The 13,737-nt window shown below is 42.8% G+C and carries 12 protein-coding genes and 1 pseudogene; 6 read left to right on the top strand and 7 right to left on the bottom strand.

Going from position 1 to position 13,737, the window contains the following annotated elements:
- The first annotated feature begins 194 nt into the window (after positions 1-194).
- The gene (locus tag BZG84_RS15430) at positions 195-887 is read left to right on the top strand and encodes an oligogalacturonate-specific porin KdgM family protein (protein WP_077481421.1); all 693 of its coding nucleotides are present in this window, start codon (positions 195-197) and stop codon (positions 885-887) included.
- Between the two features lie 13 nt (positions 888-900).
- Here the strand turns inward: BZG84_RS15430 and BZG84_RS16505 are convergent.
- Positions 901-1,085: pseudogene (locus BZG84_RS16505) on the bottom strand (hypothetical protein); the annotation flags it as partial.
- A gap of 134 nt (positions 1,086-1,219) precedes the next feature.
- Between BZG84_RS16505 and pnuC the strand changes: the two are divergent.
- The 3 genes from pnuC (at position 1,220) to BZG84_RS15450 (ending at position 3,517) form a co-directional block, all read left to right on the top strand.
- Positions 1,220-1,954, top strand: coding sequence for a nicotinamide riboside transporter PnuC (gene pnuC / locus BZG84_RS15440; protein WP_077481423.1), 735 nt, complete (start codon positions 1,220-1,222; stop codon positions 1,952-1,954).
- An 11-nt stretch (positions 1,955-1,965) separates the two neighbouring features.
- Complete coding sequence (locus BZG84_RS15445) at positions 1,966-2,697, top strand: nucleoside phosphorylase (protein ID WP_077481425.1); 732 nt, start codon at positions 1,966-1,968, stop codon at positions 2,695-2,697.
- A 139-nt stretch (positions 2,698-2,836) separates the two neighbouring features.
- Entirely contained in the window at positions 2,837-3,517 is a 681-nt protein-coding gene (locus BZG84_RS15450; RefSeq protein ID WP_077481427.1) for a Crp/Fnr family transcriptional regulator, read from the top strand.
- Positions 3,518-3,587: 70 nt separating this feature from the next.
- On the opposite strand, the gene BZG84_RS15455 is transcribed toward BZG84_RS15450, so the two are convergent.
- The 6 genes from BZG84_RS15455 to BZG84_RS15480 form a co-directional block, all read right to left on the bottom strand.
- Complete coding sequence (locus BZG84_RS15455; RefSeq protein ID WP_077481429.1) at positions 3,588-4,556, bottom strand: calcium/sodium antiporter; 969 nt, start codon at positions 4,554-4,556, stop codon at positions 3,588-3,590.
- A gap of 465 nt (positions 4,557-5,021) precedes the next feature.
- A complete protein-coding gene (locus tag BZG84_RS15460) occupies positions 5,022-6,995 on the bottom strand; it encodes an alpha-amylase family glycosyl hydrolase (protein WP_077481431.1) in 1,974 nt (657 codons plus the stop codon).
- A 43-nt stretch (positions 6,996-7,038) separates the two neighbouring features.
- Complete coding sequence (locus BZG84_RS15465; RefSeq protein WP_077481432.1) at positions 7,039-8,163, bottom strand: ABC transporter ATP-binding protein; 1,125 nt, start codon at positions 8,161-8,163, stop codon at positions 7,039-7,041.
- A 122-nt stretch (positions 8,164-8,285) separates the two neighbouring features.
- Positions 8,286-8,768, bottom strand: coding sequence for a glycosidase (locus BZG84_RS15470; RefSeq protein WP_077481434.1), 483 nt, complete (start codon positions 8,766-8,768; stop codon positions 8,286-8,288).
- A gap of 106 nt (positions 8,769-8,874) precedes the next feature.
- Entirely contained in the window at positions 8,875-9,852 is a 978-nt protein-coding gene (locus BZG84_RS15475) for a UDP-3-O-(3-hydroxymyristoyl)glucosamine N-acyltransferase (RefSeq protein ID WP_077678446.1), read from the bottom strand.
- A 22-nt stretch (positions 9,853-9,874) separates the two neighbouring features.
- Positions 9,875-10,909, bottom strand: a complete 1,035-nt coding sequence (locus tag BZG84_RS15480) for a porin (RefSeq protein ID WP_077678447.1) — start codon at positions 10,907-10,909, stop codon at positions 9,875-9,877.
- A 401-nt stretch (positions 10,910-11,310) separates the two neighbouring features.
- Here BZG84_RS15480 and BZG84_RS15485 point away from each other — a divergent pair, with 401 nt between their 5' ends.
- Positions 11,311-12,540 (top strand): sugar ABC transporter substrate-binding protein, encoded by a 1,230-nt coding sequence (locus tag BZG84_RS15485; RefSeq protein ID WP_077480515.1) that lies wholly within the window; start codon positions 11,311-11,313, stop codon positions 12,538-12,540.
- A gap of 2 nt (positions 12,541-12,542) precedes the next feature.
- A partial coding sequence (locus tag BZG84_RS15490) for a carbohydrate ABC transporter permease (RefSeq protein ID WP_077678448.1) occupies positions 12,543-13,737 on the top strand: 1,195 nt, incomplete at its 3' end.

Below are 13,737 nucleotides of genomic sequence, written 5' to 3' on the forward strand. Positions count from 1 at the left end.
TATTTACTGTATTTTTATCAGGTTTTAAGCGTCGGTTTGAACAAGATCACTTTTTTAAAACGTTTTATTTTTCATCGCGAATTAATTGAAGCAATATTGCGAACGCCAAGGAGGCACACTCCAAAGTTTGCGATAAAAGGGAAGAGATGCCCTCCAAAACTWTCGTATAACGCGAACAAATAAAGGCAGTAATCATGAAAAAATTTTTTGCACTGAGTGCTCTTTCTCTCGCTTTCGCTTCTAGCGCTTTTGCTGGTTCTTCTTACGTAACAGGTAATGTTCAATTCCACGATGATGGCCGAATTCATGGTTCGGACGTTACATCTACACTGGAAGCTGGGCATACTTTTGATAACCAATTCGGCGGCTTGACGATTTACACCGAATTTGATGGTATTCAGTTAGGTAAATTGGAAACAGAAAACGGTGGTGCAGGTAACACCACACCAGCAATCACTGTGGGTGGTGAACAGGTATTTAATCTTACCGAGCATTTATGGGTTGCCGCGGGTTACCAACACCTATTCTCTGCTGGCGAGAATGTGCAGTACCGTCCATTGGTTAAGATTGGATACAACTTCGACAGCGGCATCTCGTTAAGTAACCGTACTCGTGCGCATATTGATGCGACAGACGCAGATGCGGATACAGATTACCGTATGGATAACCGCATCGGTTACGTGATGAATGAGGATGTGACGCTAAGTTACAACAACGTCTACATGATTGAAGCGGAAACCATGGACCACGAGCTTCGCGCAACGTGGACTCGTAAAGGTGTTCAACCTTACTTTGAGTTCCGCAGTCAAGCACATGGTGCAGAAAACGCGGGTGGTGACAGCCTAGTGAATAACGCGTTTGTATTTGGGGCCTCTTACGGCTTCTAATGTTATATTTTTCTTAACTATCCATTAAGAAAAAGCCCTGCGGTTTATCTCGCTGGGCTTTGTTTTTCTTGGTCCTGCCTTCGTGATGGCTATATTCGAACACTTGGCCTTTTTCGTTAAACGCGCAAACAGTGCCGCTGTCTTTGTCTCGCCATCCTCCATACTAGGAGAGCCTATTGGGATGCCCGGTACGGAGAGCCTTTTTATAGCGATAATAATATATTCACCTGAATTATGATCGAGTGCAGTCAAGAGGGGACAAATGTCCTCCTTTTATCTGCTGTTCGCCCCTAAGATAAGCACAATCTCAACAGAACAATAAAGGCCTCACCATGAGTCTATTTGCTTTGCTCGACATTAATAACACCCTCGTCAATATTCCACTCGGAGACGGTTATGCGATGAGTTGGATTGAGGCGTTCGGAACCGTTTTTGGATTACTGTGTATTTGGTTTGCTAGCCAAGAGAAAACGATTAACTACCTGTTTGGTTTGCTCAATGTCACTCTGTTTGCGGTGATATTCTTTCAAATTCAGTTATATGGGTTACTGCTTCTTCAACTGTTTTTCTTTTGTGCCAACATTTATGGTTGGTACGCATGGACACGTCCTAACGCGCAAGGCGAAACCTTAGAAGTACGCTGGTTAAGCAAGCAGAAGCTCATTGCGACAGCGGTAGTCAGTGTGATTTCGATAACCTGGCTAACTATCTATATCGATACATTTTTCTTTTCGCTCGCAAGCTTCACTGTTGATGGTTTAAACCTTTTAGGCTCAAACTTGGCTTCTCCCGTGCTTGAGCCGGATGCGTTCCCATTCTGGGATGCCACGATGACGGTGCTGTCCGTTGTTGCTCAAGTGCTGATGACGCGCAAATACGTGGAAAATTGGATTCTGTGGGTTGTTATTAACGTTATTAGTGTGGGCATTTACGCGACACAAGGTGTTTATGCAATGTCTGCGCAGTATGCAATCTTAATGTTCATTGCTGCCAATGGCACACGGGAATGGGCGCGTAGCGCAAAACGGAATGACGATAAAACATTAACTCAAGCTGCGGCAGCGTGAGGAGCGTATTTATGGTCAAACAACCTCATATTGGTGTTGATGAAACACAAGTTGCGCCTCGCGTGATTGTGTGTGGCGAGCCCGATCGTGCCAATCGTATTGCCGCATTATTGGATAATGCAGAAATGATGTCTGAAAATCGCGAATATCGCGTTTTTACAGGCAGTTACAAGGGGCAATCGATTTCTATATGTAGTACTGGGATCGGTGCGCCATCCATGCTCATTGCGGTTGAAGAGTTAAAGCAATGCGGTGCTAGCTATGTAATACGCGTCGGCTCTGCAGGCTCGATGCAAGCGGGAATTCAGCTTGGAGAGCTGATTGTCGCGGAGGGTGCAGTAAGGGATGAAGGCGGTTCTAAGGCCTATGTGGATACAGCTTACCCAGCCTATGCAAGCCTTCAACTATTGAAGGAAATCGAGCGCTATCTCTCTACGCAAGCCACCCGATATCATTTCGGCGTAGTTCGCTCTCATGACAGTTTTTATACTGATAATGAAGAAGCGATATGCCAATTCTGGAACCAGAAAGGCGTGTTAGGTGCTGATATGGAAACCTCTGCCCTGTTGGCGGTGGGTCGGTTACGAGGCCTCCATGTCGCTTCGATCTTAAATAATGTCGTGCTCTATCAACAAGATGTGAAAGAGGGCATTGGGCAGTATGTGGATGAGACTCGAGTGATGATGGAAGGTGAAAGGCTTGCGGCAACCACGGCGTTAGAAGCGCTTATTGCTCAGAGCTAGTCATGTTATAGCCTCAGTTACTTTTTCGTCATCAATCAATGTGTATAAAAGCGGCAGGTCAATGTCGCTTTTTTATTGGTTGTGACGGGGTACAATCAAAATGACATCGTTGTCATTAGATTTTCTGAGAGAGCAGAGAATGAAAATCGGGCCTTATCCAACCGGTCGCTTCAAAACATACCTTGAGAAAAACAGTGCCGCTTTTCGTGATTTGATTTATCAGTGTCAAATCAGTACGCGTTACTTTGATGTAGGTGAAGCGATTCTTCGCCAAGGTGAGGAACTTCAGCATTTATACGTTGTGCCGGTGGGCCGAGTCTCGATGAGTATATTGGCGGCGAATGGGCGACGTTTTCAACTCGGTGAGGCAAACTGCGATTACCATATTTATGGTGAAATGGAGTACTTTACTCAATCGCCTTGCCAGTGGAGTGTGATAGCAGACGAGCATATGCAGGTTGATGTCATTTGTATTCAAACGCTAACGGAAAAGCTGCAACAGCAGCCTGAAATGATGGTGTTTTTTGCATCAGCGTTAGCGGAAGATTATCAAGACTCTATGGCTATCTACACGAACCGATTGTTGCATCCCATTACTTACAACATCGCTTATGATCTTTTGATCAGGAGCCAAACCAATACCTTGTTGGGCGGGTTTGACCGAGTCAACCAAGAGGCTGAGCGGTTTGGCACTTCAGGCCGCGTCTATCGGCGAGCAGTGAAAGAATTGATTGAAAGGGGACTTATTACCAAAACAGAAAATGGCTTAGAGATCACTGACGAGCGGGCGCTAAAAGCATTTATTGATGCGAATGAATGAGATACCACACCAATATCTGCGCACAATGTCTTTATGCGCAGACATTTTCTTCACCGAGGTTGGTAACCTCCTACCGCACGGCATAGATCAGCAAGCAGGTGTAGCTGACGTAGCATATAAACAGTAATCCCCCTTCGGCGCGGTTGATTTCTCGTGTCTTGCCAAAGCGCATTGAGACTAGCAGCAAGAGTAAGGTCACGGCGAGCATCACCATCCAATCTCGCCAGAAGACTTCTTCTGCGATGTCGCGAATTGGCTCGATGGCGCCGGCAATACCAATCACGGCGAGGGAGTTAAAAATGTTGGAGCCGACCACGTTGCCCACGGCAATATCGTGCTCTCCTTTGCGGGCGGCAATGATCGAGGCAGCCAACTCGGGCAGGGAGGTCCCTAATGCGACTATGGTTAAGCCAATAATCAGATCGCTGACGCCCAACTGTTGGGCGATCCCAACGGCACCCCACACCAAGATGCGTGAGCTAACAACTAATAGTGCGAGCCCGATCACCAGCCACATTACTGCCTTTTTCAGTGAGAGGGTTTGCTGAGTGAGCTCGGCATCCATCTCGATGGCGAGGGTGTCTTCTTTGGTTCGCATCCCACGCCACACCGTCCAGCCGATCAGCAGCAAGAAGCCTGCGATCAGCAGCAAGGCTTCGTAGAAGCTAATCGTGAAGTTCCACAACATCACCCCGATAACAAGAGTGATGGCTAACAGAATCGGCAGCTCTGTGCGGACGATGGTGGAATGGACCGCAATGGGCGCAATCAGGGCCGTTACCCCGAGAATTAGGGTAATATTGACGATGTTGGAGCCCAGCGCATTGCCGAGCGCTAATGCAGAGTTGCCATCTAATGCGGCCATGGTCGACACTAGAATCTCTGGCAGAGATGTACCAAAGCCCACGACCAGCATGCCAATCAATAAAGGCGGCATTCCCGCATAATGGGCACTCACCGCCGCGCCTTCCACAAACCTTTCTGCACTCCATATCAGAAGCGCAAACCCAGCAATAATCGCCAACATTGCAAGCAGCATATTGTCACCTTAGTTGAAAAGAAAAGTCGTTAAATCGCCTAGTTGCAAGCGCCTAGGCCGAACGGATGAAGCAACTAAGATTCATTGCGTTAACGCTAGTCGGTGAGTTTTCTACCGCCAACTTGCTGTCGCGTTAAGCCCTGTATTAATGACACAGATTTTTGGTTTTGCAACATAAATGTTGGGCACCGCTCACCCATATTTCAGCTGCAAAGCATTTTGCTTGATCGAATGTGGTGAAGGGGAGGGCGCGATGACTTTATGTTGGTGGTAAAAGTGTAACATTTACAACCTAAAGTGATGGAATATCGATGTTTAAAGAGTATCAGCGATAAGAAACGCCAGTGCTGGAATGGGCAAGTACCTGTTACAGTCTTTATTTGAACTATTAAAAAGCGCGAGATTCGCCCAATTTCCGAAATGCGCGCCCTAACTATTAGGTAGGACGCGTTTTAGATATGAATATTAGAAACTACCCTCTGTTGCGTTTTGGCGGTCAGTGTTAAATTGATTATTAGCACCGGACTGCCAAACTACGTTTGCTGTGGGATCTGACTCGTTTCGTTTTACGCATTTCCACTCTATATCTTGTTTTGCGGGTAAGGTAAGCGTAGATCGCCATGTAGGATACTGTGATGGTTCTAGCTTTATCGCATTTCCTAATGCCCAACCACTCAGCTGAGGGTGATTACCAACGACATAAACGCTCTGACCTGAAGTGGTAACACCATTATGACAAGTGAATGTGATGTCTCTCGAAAGTGGATCCGTATTACTATTGCTTAGCCCATGCAATACAATTGCTTGATTTTGGGCGAGATGCAGTGTTGCGTGCCCTGCAGTTACATGTACACTGTTATCGTCGAGTAAATTCGTATAACTTCCATCGGATAGAGCTAGATTACGAACAGTAATTGAAGCAGACGGGCCACGATTAAGCGCAACGGTAACGACATCATCACCTTGTTGACGTTCAAAGACCAGTATATCTTCATTGACCCAACGTGAAATATAACTGCCACGTTGAATAGCAAGACTGTTTTTGCGAAGTTTAGCCAACGTTTTAATTATTTTGAATGCTTGCGTATCTTGGCTGAAACTTGGCATCTTCTCTCGGTTGTATGGATCGCTACCAACTTGGCCAAAGCCGTTCTGAGTGAAGTTTGCTGCGTAATGCTCTGTTCCATAGTATATCGCAGGTATCCCGCGTACTGTCATAGTAGCAACTAACCCTAGATTTACTCTTTCTTGAGCAAACGCTTCACTTTGATTACCGCCTAACTCATTATTTCCGGGGCCGAAGGTTGATGCACTAGAGCGTAATGCAGTGGAAATTCGCGCCATATCATGATTATCCATAAACACCACTTGCCAATCATCGCTAGAAAACACTTTCTCCCGTTTGTTTAAATAGTTATTAAGTGTTTTAAAACTATTGTTAGAACGGTTGGCAAGAGCTCGCTCTAATGTATCTCGGAAACCAAAATCGAGTAGTGCTGACCCTGATGTATTCGCATAATCAATGGCATATCCATCTATACCTGTAGTTTTATTGGCACTAGCACCGAACCATTCGCCAAAGAAATAAAATCCATCGCGTCCTAGAGTTTTGCTATAATCATATATGTCAGATGTCCATTGCTGAATAAATGACTTATCCATGTGTTTTATCGCGTCGATACGGATTGCGTCGACACCAGCATCTATCCAGAACTTAGAGCCTTCAAGTAAATATTGATAAACATCTTTATTTGACTGATTGAAGTCTGATAGATTAAATAAGTTGTGATTTCTTACCTGATTCCAGTTGTTCCAGTCAGTAACGCCACCGTTGTGGTGATACCAGTTAGTACCAGCAGCTAGATCAGTATTGTAATCTATGATATATTCACCATCTCGATATATCGCACCATATTCATTTTCGTCATTTCCGTTAGAATGGTTTGGTGCATAGTCGAGAACTAGCTTCATGTCATATTCTTGACTATGCATGGTTTCGGCCAACTCTTTGAAGTCTTCAATAGTACCGAAATGTTCATCTACTCGAAAAAAGTCTCGCCCCCAATATCCATGATAACCAGCCCCACCATTAATATCTAAGTTATTAGCATTATCAATGGGTGGAGTGATCCAGATAGCTGTTACCCCCAAAGACTTGAGATAAGGTAGCTTATTAATTAAACCACGAATGTCGCCGCCGATGTACTTCTTTAAGTCGTTGGGATCATAAGTCTCTTTATTCTCGCCGATGTTATTACTTGAATCTCCATCGCTAAATCTATCAAGAAAAAGAAAATAAATAGTCTCTTTCCTGAAATCTAAAAAACTACTTTCTTTACCTTGTGTTCGATGTTCATTAAGAATTGGAGCGCTCAGTGCCAAACTATTGAAGCCTATTGTAGTCAATAGTACACTAAAAAATAAAGTGCGTTTTCTCATAGGAGATATCCTTGTGATTATGAACGTGACATAACATGATTTCCTAGTCTTGCGTTAAATTAACCTCGCTATAAAAGTCAAAAATATGGCAGAACTCAGTGTTTAAATTGAAACGAATTGATGTGCCAATGTCTTTAGTAGATATGTTTTGATTGTTAACGCGGGCAATTAACTCCTTACCTCCCACTGAAAAGTAGATATATTTTTCATTACCCATATTTTCAACTACGGTTAGGTTTCCAGTGACGACATTTATCGTGTCATCAGCGTTTGCGATATTAATATGTTCTGGTCTAATGCCAAAACAAACGGGCTTGTCGATATATTCACGCAATACTTGTTGTTTTTCTAAAGGAATAAGTATGCGTACGTCGTTGGTAATATCTACATAGAGCTGTCCATTTTTTTCGCGTATCACGGTGTCTACTAGATTCATGGCCGGAGAACCAATAAAGCTGGCTACGAATTTATTCGCGGGCTTATTGTATAAATTGCTTGGTGTATCTACCTGCATAATCTTACCTTGGTTGAGCACACAGATTCGGTCGCCCAGAGTCAAAGCTTCAGTTTGATCATGCGTAACATAGATCATCGTTGCAGGACTTCCTTCATCTTTGAGTGATTTATGTAATTGAGCTATCTTCACTCGCATAGATACGCGAAGTTTTGCATCTAAATTTGATAATGGCTCATCGAATAAGAATACTTCAGGCTTACGAACAATAGCACGACCAACGGCAACTCGCTGTCGTTGACCTCCAGACATTTCTTTCGGTTTCCGGTATAACAGGTCGGTAATCTCTAGTTTTTCTGCAGCCTCTATCACACGGCGCTTTATTTCATCCTTAGGCCACTTCTGCATTTTAAGACCAAAAGCCATGTTGTCGAAAACTGTTTTATGGGGATAAAGTGCATAGTTTTGAAATACCATTGCAATACGACGGTCTTTTGGCGGTAGTCCATTAACTACTCTATTTCCAATGCGGATCTCACCACTAGTAATATCTTCCAAACCAGCAATCATTCTTAACGTTGTTGATTTCGCACAACCCGACGGGCCAACAAATACCATGAACTCGCCATCGCGAATATCTAGGTCGATGCTATGAACGGCTTTAAATTTGTTATCATATTGCTTTTCAATTTTGCGTAGGCTAACAGTGGCCATGAATTTCTCCGTTTACCGCTCTGTACTGATAATAGAAATTGATTTACCAGTGATTACTCTGTTGACACTCTGATTTTTGAATTAGGCAGATTGAAAGATTGTTAATCTGCCTATGACCAATGTCATTTACATTGTGCCACCATGGTAAGAAGGGGGGCTTTGTCTGGTGAAAGCTGAATTGTCCATACGTACTTCCCATCTGTTGGTAGACTGACTTGAGTATTTTTAGCAAAACCCGCGCGCTTTAGCTCTTTGACCTGACCAACTACCATTTCCATACCTGCTGCTGTGTATTGCGGATTCCAGCTCATAGTGGCAAATTGCAGGCTGACATTTCCTGCTTTTTCGTCACTTACGGCCTGATAGATGCCGTCTCCCTTGTAGCCCATCATATGGTTTTCAGTGTGAATCCATTGCTCGTTTGGAAAAGAACCAACAACGAAAAGGGAAGGGCGAACCGGACCCCGTTCTTCAATAGTGGGTAGATTACAGTCAGAGAAGCGAGGGTCAGCCTTAACGAGAGTTGTGCTAGCATGCTCATCAGAGGTACTGCAGCCTGCTAGCACGGCTGTAGTAATCGCTAGGATAAGGAGTGAACGTTTCATATCAAATCCTTTTTTCAAGTTATTACGTTATCTGACTATAAGAGCGATTATTTTTTGTTCTTATATAAGTCAGGACTATCTTTTGATGTTTCGAGTTTATGGTCTGTTATTTCGGTTTACTGATCGGAAAACCTCTATTCTGGTCAAATTCTTTGGTGAGTTTGTTAAGGACGGCTAGGTTTTTGTAATAGTGTTTGGCGTCTTTCGCTGGATAGCCAAACAAGTCGCTACCTTCTGGACAAGAGTGACTGACACCGGATTTAGCTTTGATGACTGAATGACTACCTATTGTAATGTGTCCGGATGTGCCAACTTGTCCGTGAACGATAACATGATCACCAAGGATGGTATGACCGGCAAAACCGCACTGAGAAATAATCAAACAGTGACGCCCTATCTTACAGTCATGGCCGATCTGAATCTGATTATCGAGTTTGCTCCCTTCACCGATGATAGTATCACCAAGCGTCCCTCTGTCTATTGTGTTATTCGAGCCAATTTCGACGTTGTTGTGAATGATCACGCGACCTATGCTTTCAACTCTCTGATAGTTTCCGTCCTCTCCAGCCATATATTCAAAACTGTAATTGCCAATCGAATTGTTTGAATCGATTGTAACGTTATCACCAATTATGGTGCCTTCTTTAATGACAGTATTGGCGTGAATTGCTACATTATTGCCAATAGAGACTCCATTCATGATCTTGACTCCAGGCATGAAATAGCAATGCTCTCCAATTTGGCAATGCTTACCGATGTAGACGTCGGGACTCTGAGAGGTATTCCCCTGATCAAATAACCGGTATTTCTGTACTTTGTAGTAACGAAGTAACTGATTAAGTTTGTTAGCGTCGAGATGGTCGATTAAGATCTTAGTCTGGGCTGAACTCTTTAGTATAGCCTCTGGCCCTACTAGTATGTCTGCCTTGCTATCGCAAATAAAAGAGCAATCTGTTCGAGAAAAAACAATCGCAAGTCCACCCTTTTCTGGACTGTTGAGAGGACGAATTGTATCAATGATAGTCGACGCATCACCTTTTATTTTTCCAGCCAGTAAACGCGCAATTTCCGAAGCACTTAACATTACAAACTCTCAAAGCCGATTATTAGAATCTATATAACCCTTGAAGATAGAAAGTGTGCTGTGTCAGTTCACTTTCATTCTTCGCTTCCCAACCCGCGAGTTCACTTTTATCCTCTACTTCATTTGCGTACTCGTATTCGCCTTTTACTACCCAGTTATCGCTTATGGCTTGCTCATATCCTAGTGTGGCTTTACGAATATCTTTGAAGTAGTCTACGTTGGCATTACCACCACCGCTATTTGCGGCATGACGAGTCTCGCTTTCACCAAACCGGGTGCGGAAGTACAGTGTGCCAGCATCATCAAACGTGTACTGAATAATGGGTTCAAAGTATTTTTCACTAAAGTCACTTATTTCATTAATGTTACCGTTTTTCTGATAGTCTTCGTTATCTTTGATCTGATAATATAGCTCAACACCTAATTCCCAATTTCCCAAGCGCTTATAAGGTTTAACTAAAAGACTATATCCTTTCTCAGTTCTCTTTCCCCAAGCACTTTTATCTTCTTTACTATATAGATACTCAAGATTTGAGTATAAGCCCCAGCTATATTCGTTATTCCAGTATGTCAGATATGGCCGGAAGCTGTGTTCTGCTAGATCCTTACGCAGTCCGTCCACATAAGGTGAATAGAGTTTACTGTCGGTATATTCAAGCTCGTAAATCAGCCCAGTGGACCAACCGTTGGTAAGCCGAAACCCTTTATCTATAGAGAAAAGATGTTTCAGCCCATCTTCATTCTCATAATAGCCAGGTTCGTTCTGCTCTCGGTTTTCAATTTTTAGGGCATACAGAGCCGACAGGTTCCAGTTTACATTGCTGTAAAACACATCGAAGACCTCGTTTGTAATGGTCTTTTCCTTCTTCTTATGTCCGTTAAAACCATCGGTTACTTTGTCCTCGTACTCGACAGACGTACCAATATGTCCGCCGAACTGAAGAGCTTCTTCAAGAAAGCTGCTCTCCGACTTCATACTCGTTTCACTGGCCGCGTATGACAATGTCGGTCCGGATAATGCTATAGCGACGGATACCGCTATTAATGTTTTTTTCACGAGAGATCCTTATTAATTATAAGACTATCAGTTAATGTGCCGGGATAGTATTAGTCGTTCACTGTGAACGCCCATCTATCTTTCGGTAACTAGATTTATTTTTCCTCCTGCCACTCTTAGAAATGAGATATCCATCAAGATAAACACTCCATTATGTTGATATGAGTCACACTTTTACGGTTTTTACTATCTTGTATAACAACCTGATGAGACTCAACCCCCCGAGTCTCCTTGTAAAAATAAAAATGAAGATAAAAAGTCGATAAGCCTAAAACGCCTTGATATAACTGGATTGTGGACTTTGATCACAATTGTGGTAAGGATTTTTAAAATAGAAGTTGACTTAAATTTAGCCGGTAATAGTCTAGTCGTACTTATTGAACGACGATTGTGGTATGGATATGACTAATACCTGGATTAAAGCGGCTTTGCTCACCTCGCTAATCACTATGGCGAGTGGCGTTTTCGCGCAAGATGTTCAGCCAGAAAGTGGCGCCGATCTTCTTATCTGGACGGATAAATCGACGCTGGAGTATATGAAGTTTGCTGCCAGCGAATTTAACAAAGAATTTAATCATGACGTGACGTTTACCTTCCGTGGACTTGCCCCCATGGATGCCGCTTCACGAATGATTCAGGATGGTGGATCAGCACGTGTCGCTGATGTTGCAGAAATAGAACATGATTTGCTTGGTCGTTTGGTTGTTGCGGGTGGTGTCATGGAAAATCTAGTGTCTGCTGATGAGATTGATCGTTCTTTTATACCCAGCGCAATTACTGCTTCAAAATACAAAGGTGTGAGCTATGGGTTTCCGGTTAGCTTCTCTACACTAGCTTTATTCTACAATAAGGACTTGCTAGAAAAAAAACCAAGAACATTTGAGGAGATCATTGATTTTAGCGCTAATTTCAATGATGCCAAAGAAAATAAATACGGTCTACTTTGGGATGTACAAAATTACTACGAGTCTAGAATGTTTCTTACTCTGTATGGCGCTTACGAATTTGGTAAAAATGGTACGGATGCAAACGATCTAGGAATTAATTCAGCGCAAGCACAAAGAGGCCTTTCTGCAATGCAGACGTTGCGTAAGGCAAACAGTTCTAATCCAAGTGATATGCGGAACCCTCAGGTACGTCGTGGACTTTTCAACGAAGGTAAAGTTGCCGCGATTATTGATGGGCCATGGGCGATACAAGGATATGATAACAGTGGTATAAACTATGGCGTAGCACCCATACCAACACTTGACGGTAAGCAACCAAGAACTTTCTCTACGGTGCGCGAAGCTGTTGTTTCTTCTTATAGTCAATATCCTAGAGCTGCACAGCTTTTTGCAGCTTATATTTCCTCGAAAGAGATGTTGATGAAGCGTTATGAAATGACGAAATCTATACCACCGGTTAGATCCTTGCTGGACAAAATAATTAAAAATACAGATGAAGCGACTTATGCCGTTATTTCTCAGGGATTTAATTCAGATGCTATGCCCTCTATTCCGGAAATGGGCTATCTGTGGTCACCAATGGCAAGTGCGATTACAGCGATGTGGGTTAATGACCAGCAACCTAGAAAGGTTTTGGATCATGCCAAGAAAATAATAGAAGAACAAATTGCATTCCAGGAGTGAATATGCTGTTGTCTGAAACCAAATCGGCTCCAAGCTTGCTTTTTTCCTATCTGGTTATGGGAGGCACGCAACTGATTAAAAGGCACTGGATAAAAGGAAGTATATTACTAGCTATTCAGATTGCTTTTATATTTTATCTACCTCAAACCATCCTTTCCCTAAAAGGTTTGATGTCTTTAGGAGACATTGCTCAGACTCGCAATGGATTCGATGTTATACCAGGTGATAATTCTATTTTTATGTTAGTAGAAGGGGTTCTCACACTGGTCTATTTATTTTTATTTATCTGTGCTTACGTTTTCAACGTTCGTGATGCACAGCAGTGTACTGGCTGTGAATTGACTATTCGTGAACAGATCAAAGCTATTTATGATGATAAATTCGCCTTTATTGTTTTGTCACCTGCGTTTATGGCGAGCGTTGCTTTTATCATCATGCCTATTGTCATAACGGTACTGGTTTCATTTACGAACTACTCGGCTCCAAATCATATTCCTCCGAAAAATCTAGTGGATTGGGTTGGATTAAAAAATTTCTTTACGCTTTTTGAATTAAAAATTTGGTCAGGTACATTTTCTGGGATTGCTTTGTGGACCATTGAGTGGGCAGTAGCAGCAACAGTATTGACTTGTGGATTTGGATTTATTCTCGCATTAGCCCTCGATAATAGTGATATCAGAGGGAAAAAAATATGGCGAGTCATATTCATTTTACCTTATGCAATCCCTGCATTTGTAACGTTACTGATTTTTCGCCTTTTATTAAATGGGATAGGACCAGTTAATGCTTTGCTCAATCATTGGGGGATTGACTCTATCGCATTTCTGTCCGATCCAGTTATCGCTAAAATCACTGTTATTGCTGTTAGCGTTTGGGTTGGGGCTCCATACTTTATGTTGCTTATTTCCGGTGCGCTTACAAATATACCCCAGGATATTTATGAGGCTAGTGAAGTTGATGGTGCCAATAAATTCCAGCAGTTTTTTGAGATTACTCTACCGATGGTATTACATCAAGTTGCACCATCCCTAGTGATGACATTCTCTCTTAATTTTAATAATTTTGGTGCGATTTTTCTCTTAACGGAGGGAGGGCCGATAAATCCTGAGTATAGATTTGCAGGACACACAGACATATTAATAACTTGGATTTATAAGTTAACATTAGATTTTCAGCAGTACCAAATAGCATCTGTTA

Origin of the sequence: Salinivibrio sp. PR932 (assembly GCF_001996125.1) — a bacterium.
In the GTDB taxonomy this organism is placed as follows: Bacteria; Pseudomonadota; Gammaproteobacteria; order Enterobacterales; family Vibrionaceae; genus Salinivibrio; species Salinivibrio proteolyticus.

Excerpts from the sequence above, each read along its gene's own strand:
- BZG84_RS15430 (WP_077481421.1), top strand. The coding sequence starts at position 195 with ATGAAAAAATTTTTTGCACTGAGTGCTCTTTCTCTCGCTTTCGCTTCT.
- pnuC (WP_077481423.1), top strand. The coding sequence starts at position 1,220 with ATGAGTCTATTTGCTTTGCTCGACATTAATAACACCCTCGTCAATATT.
- BZG84_RS15445 (WP_077481425.1), top strand. The coding sequence starts at position 1,966 with ATGGTCAAACAACCTCATATTGGTGTTGATGAAACACAAGTTGCGCCT.
- BZG84_RS15450 (WP_077481427.1), top strand. The coding sequence starts at position 2,837 with ATGAAAATCGGGCCTTATCCAACCGGTCGCTTCAAAACATACCTTGAG.
- BZG84_RS15455 (WP_077481429.1), bottom strand. The coding sequence starts at position 4,556 with ATGCTGCTTGCAATGTTGGCGATTATTGCTGGGTTTGCGCTTCTGATA.
- BZG84_RS15460 (WP_077481431.1), bottom strand. The coding sequence starts at position 6,995 with ATGAGAAAACGCACTTTATTTTTTAGTGTACTATTGACTACAATAGGC.
- BZG84_RS15465 (WP_077481432.1), bottom strand. The coding sequence starts at position 8,163 with ATGGCCACTGTTAGCCTACGCAAAATTGAAAAGCAATATGATAACAAA.
- BZG84_RS15470 (WP_077481434.1), bottom strand. The coding sequence starts at position 8,768 with ATGAAACGTTCACTCCTTATCCTAGCGATTACTACAGCCGTGCTAGCA.
- BZG84_RS15475 (WP_077678446.1), bottom strand. The coding sequence starts at position 9,852 with ATGTTAAGTGCTTCGGAAATTGCGCGTTTACTGGCTGGAAAAATAAAA.
- BZG84_RS15485 (WP_077480515.1), top strand. The coding sequence starts at position 11,311 with ATGACTAATACCTGGATTAAAGCGGCTTTGCTCACCTCGCTAATCACT.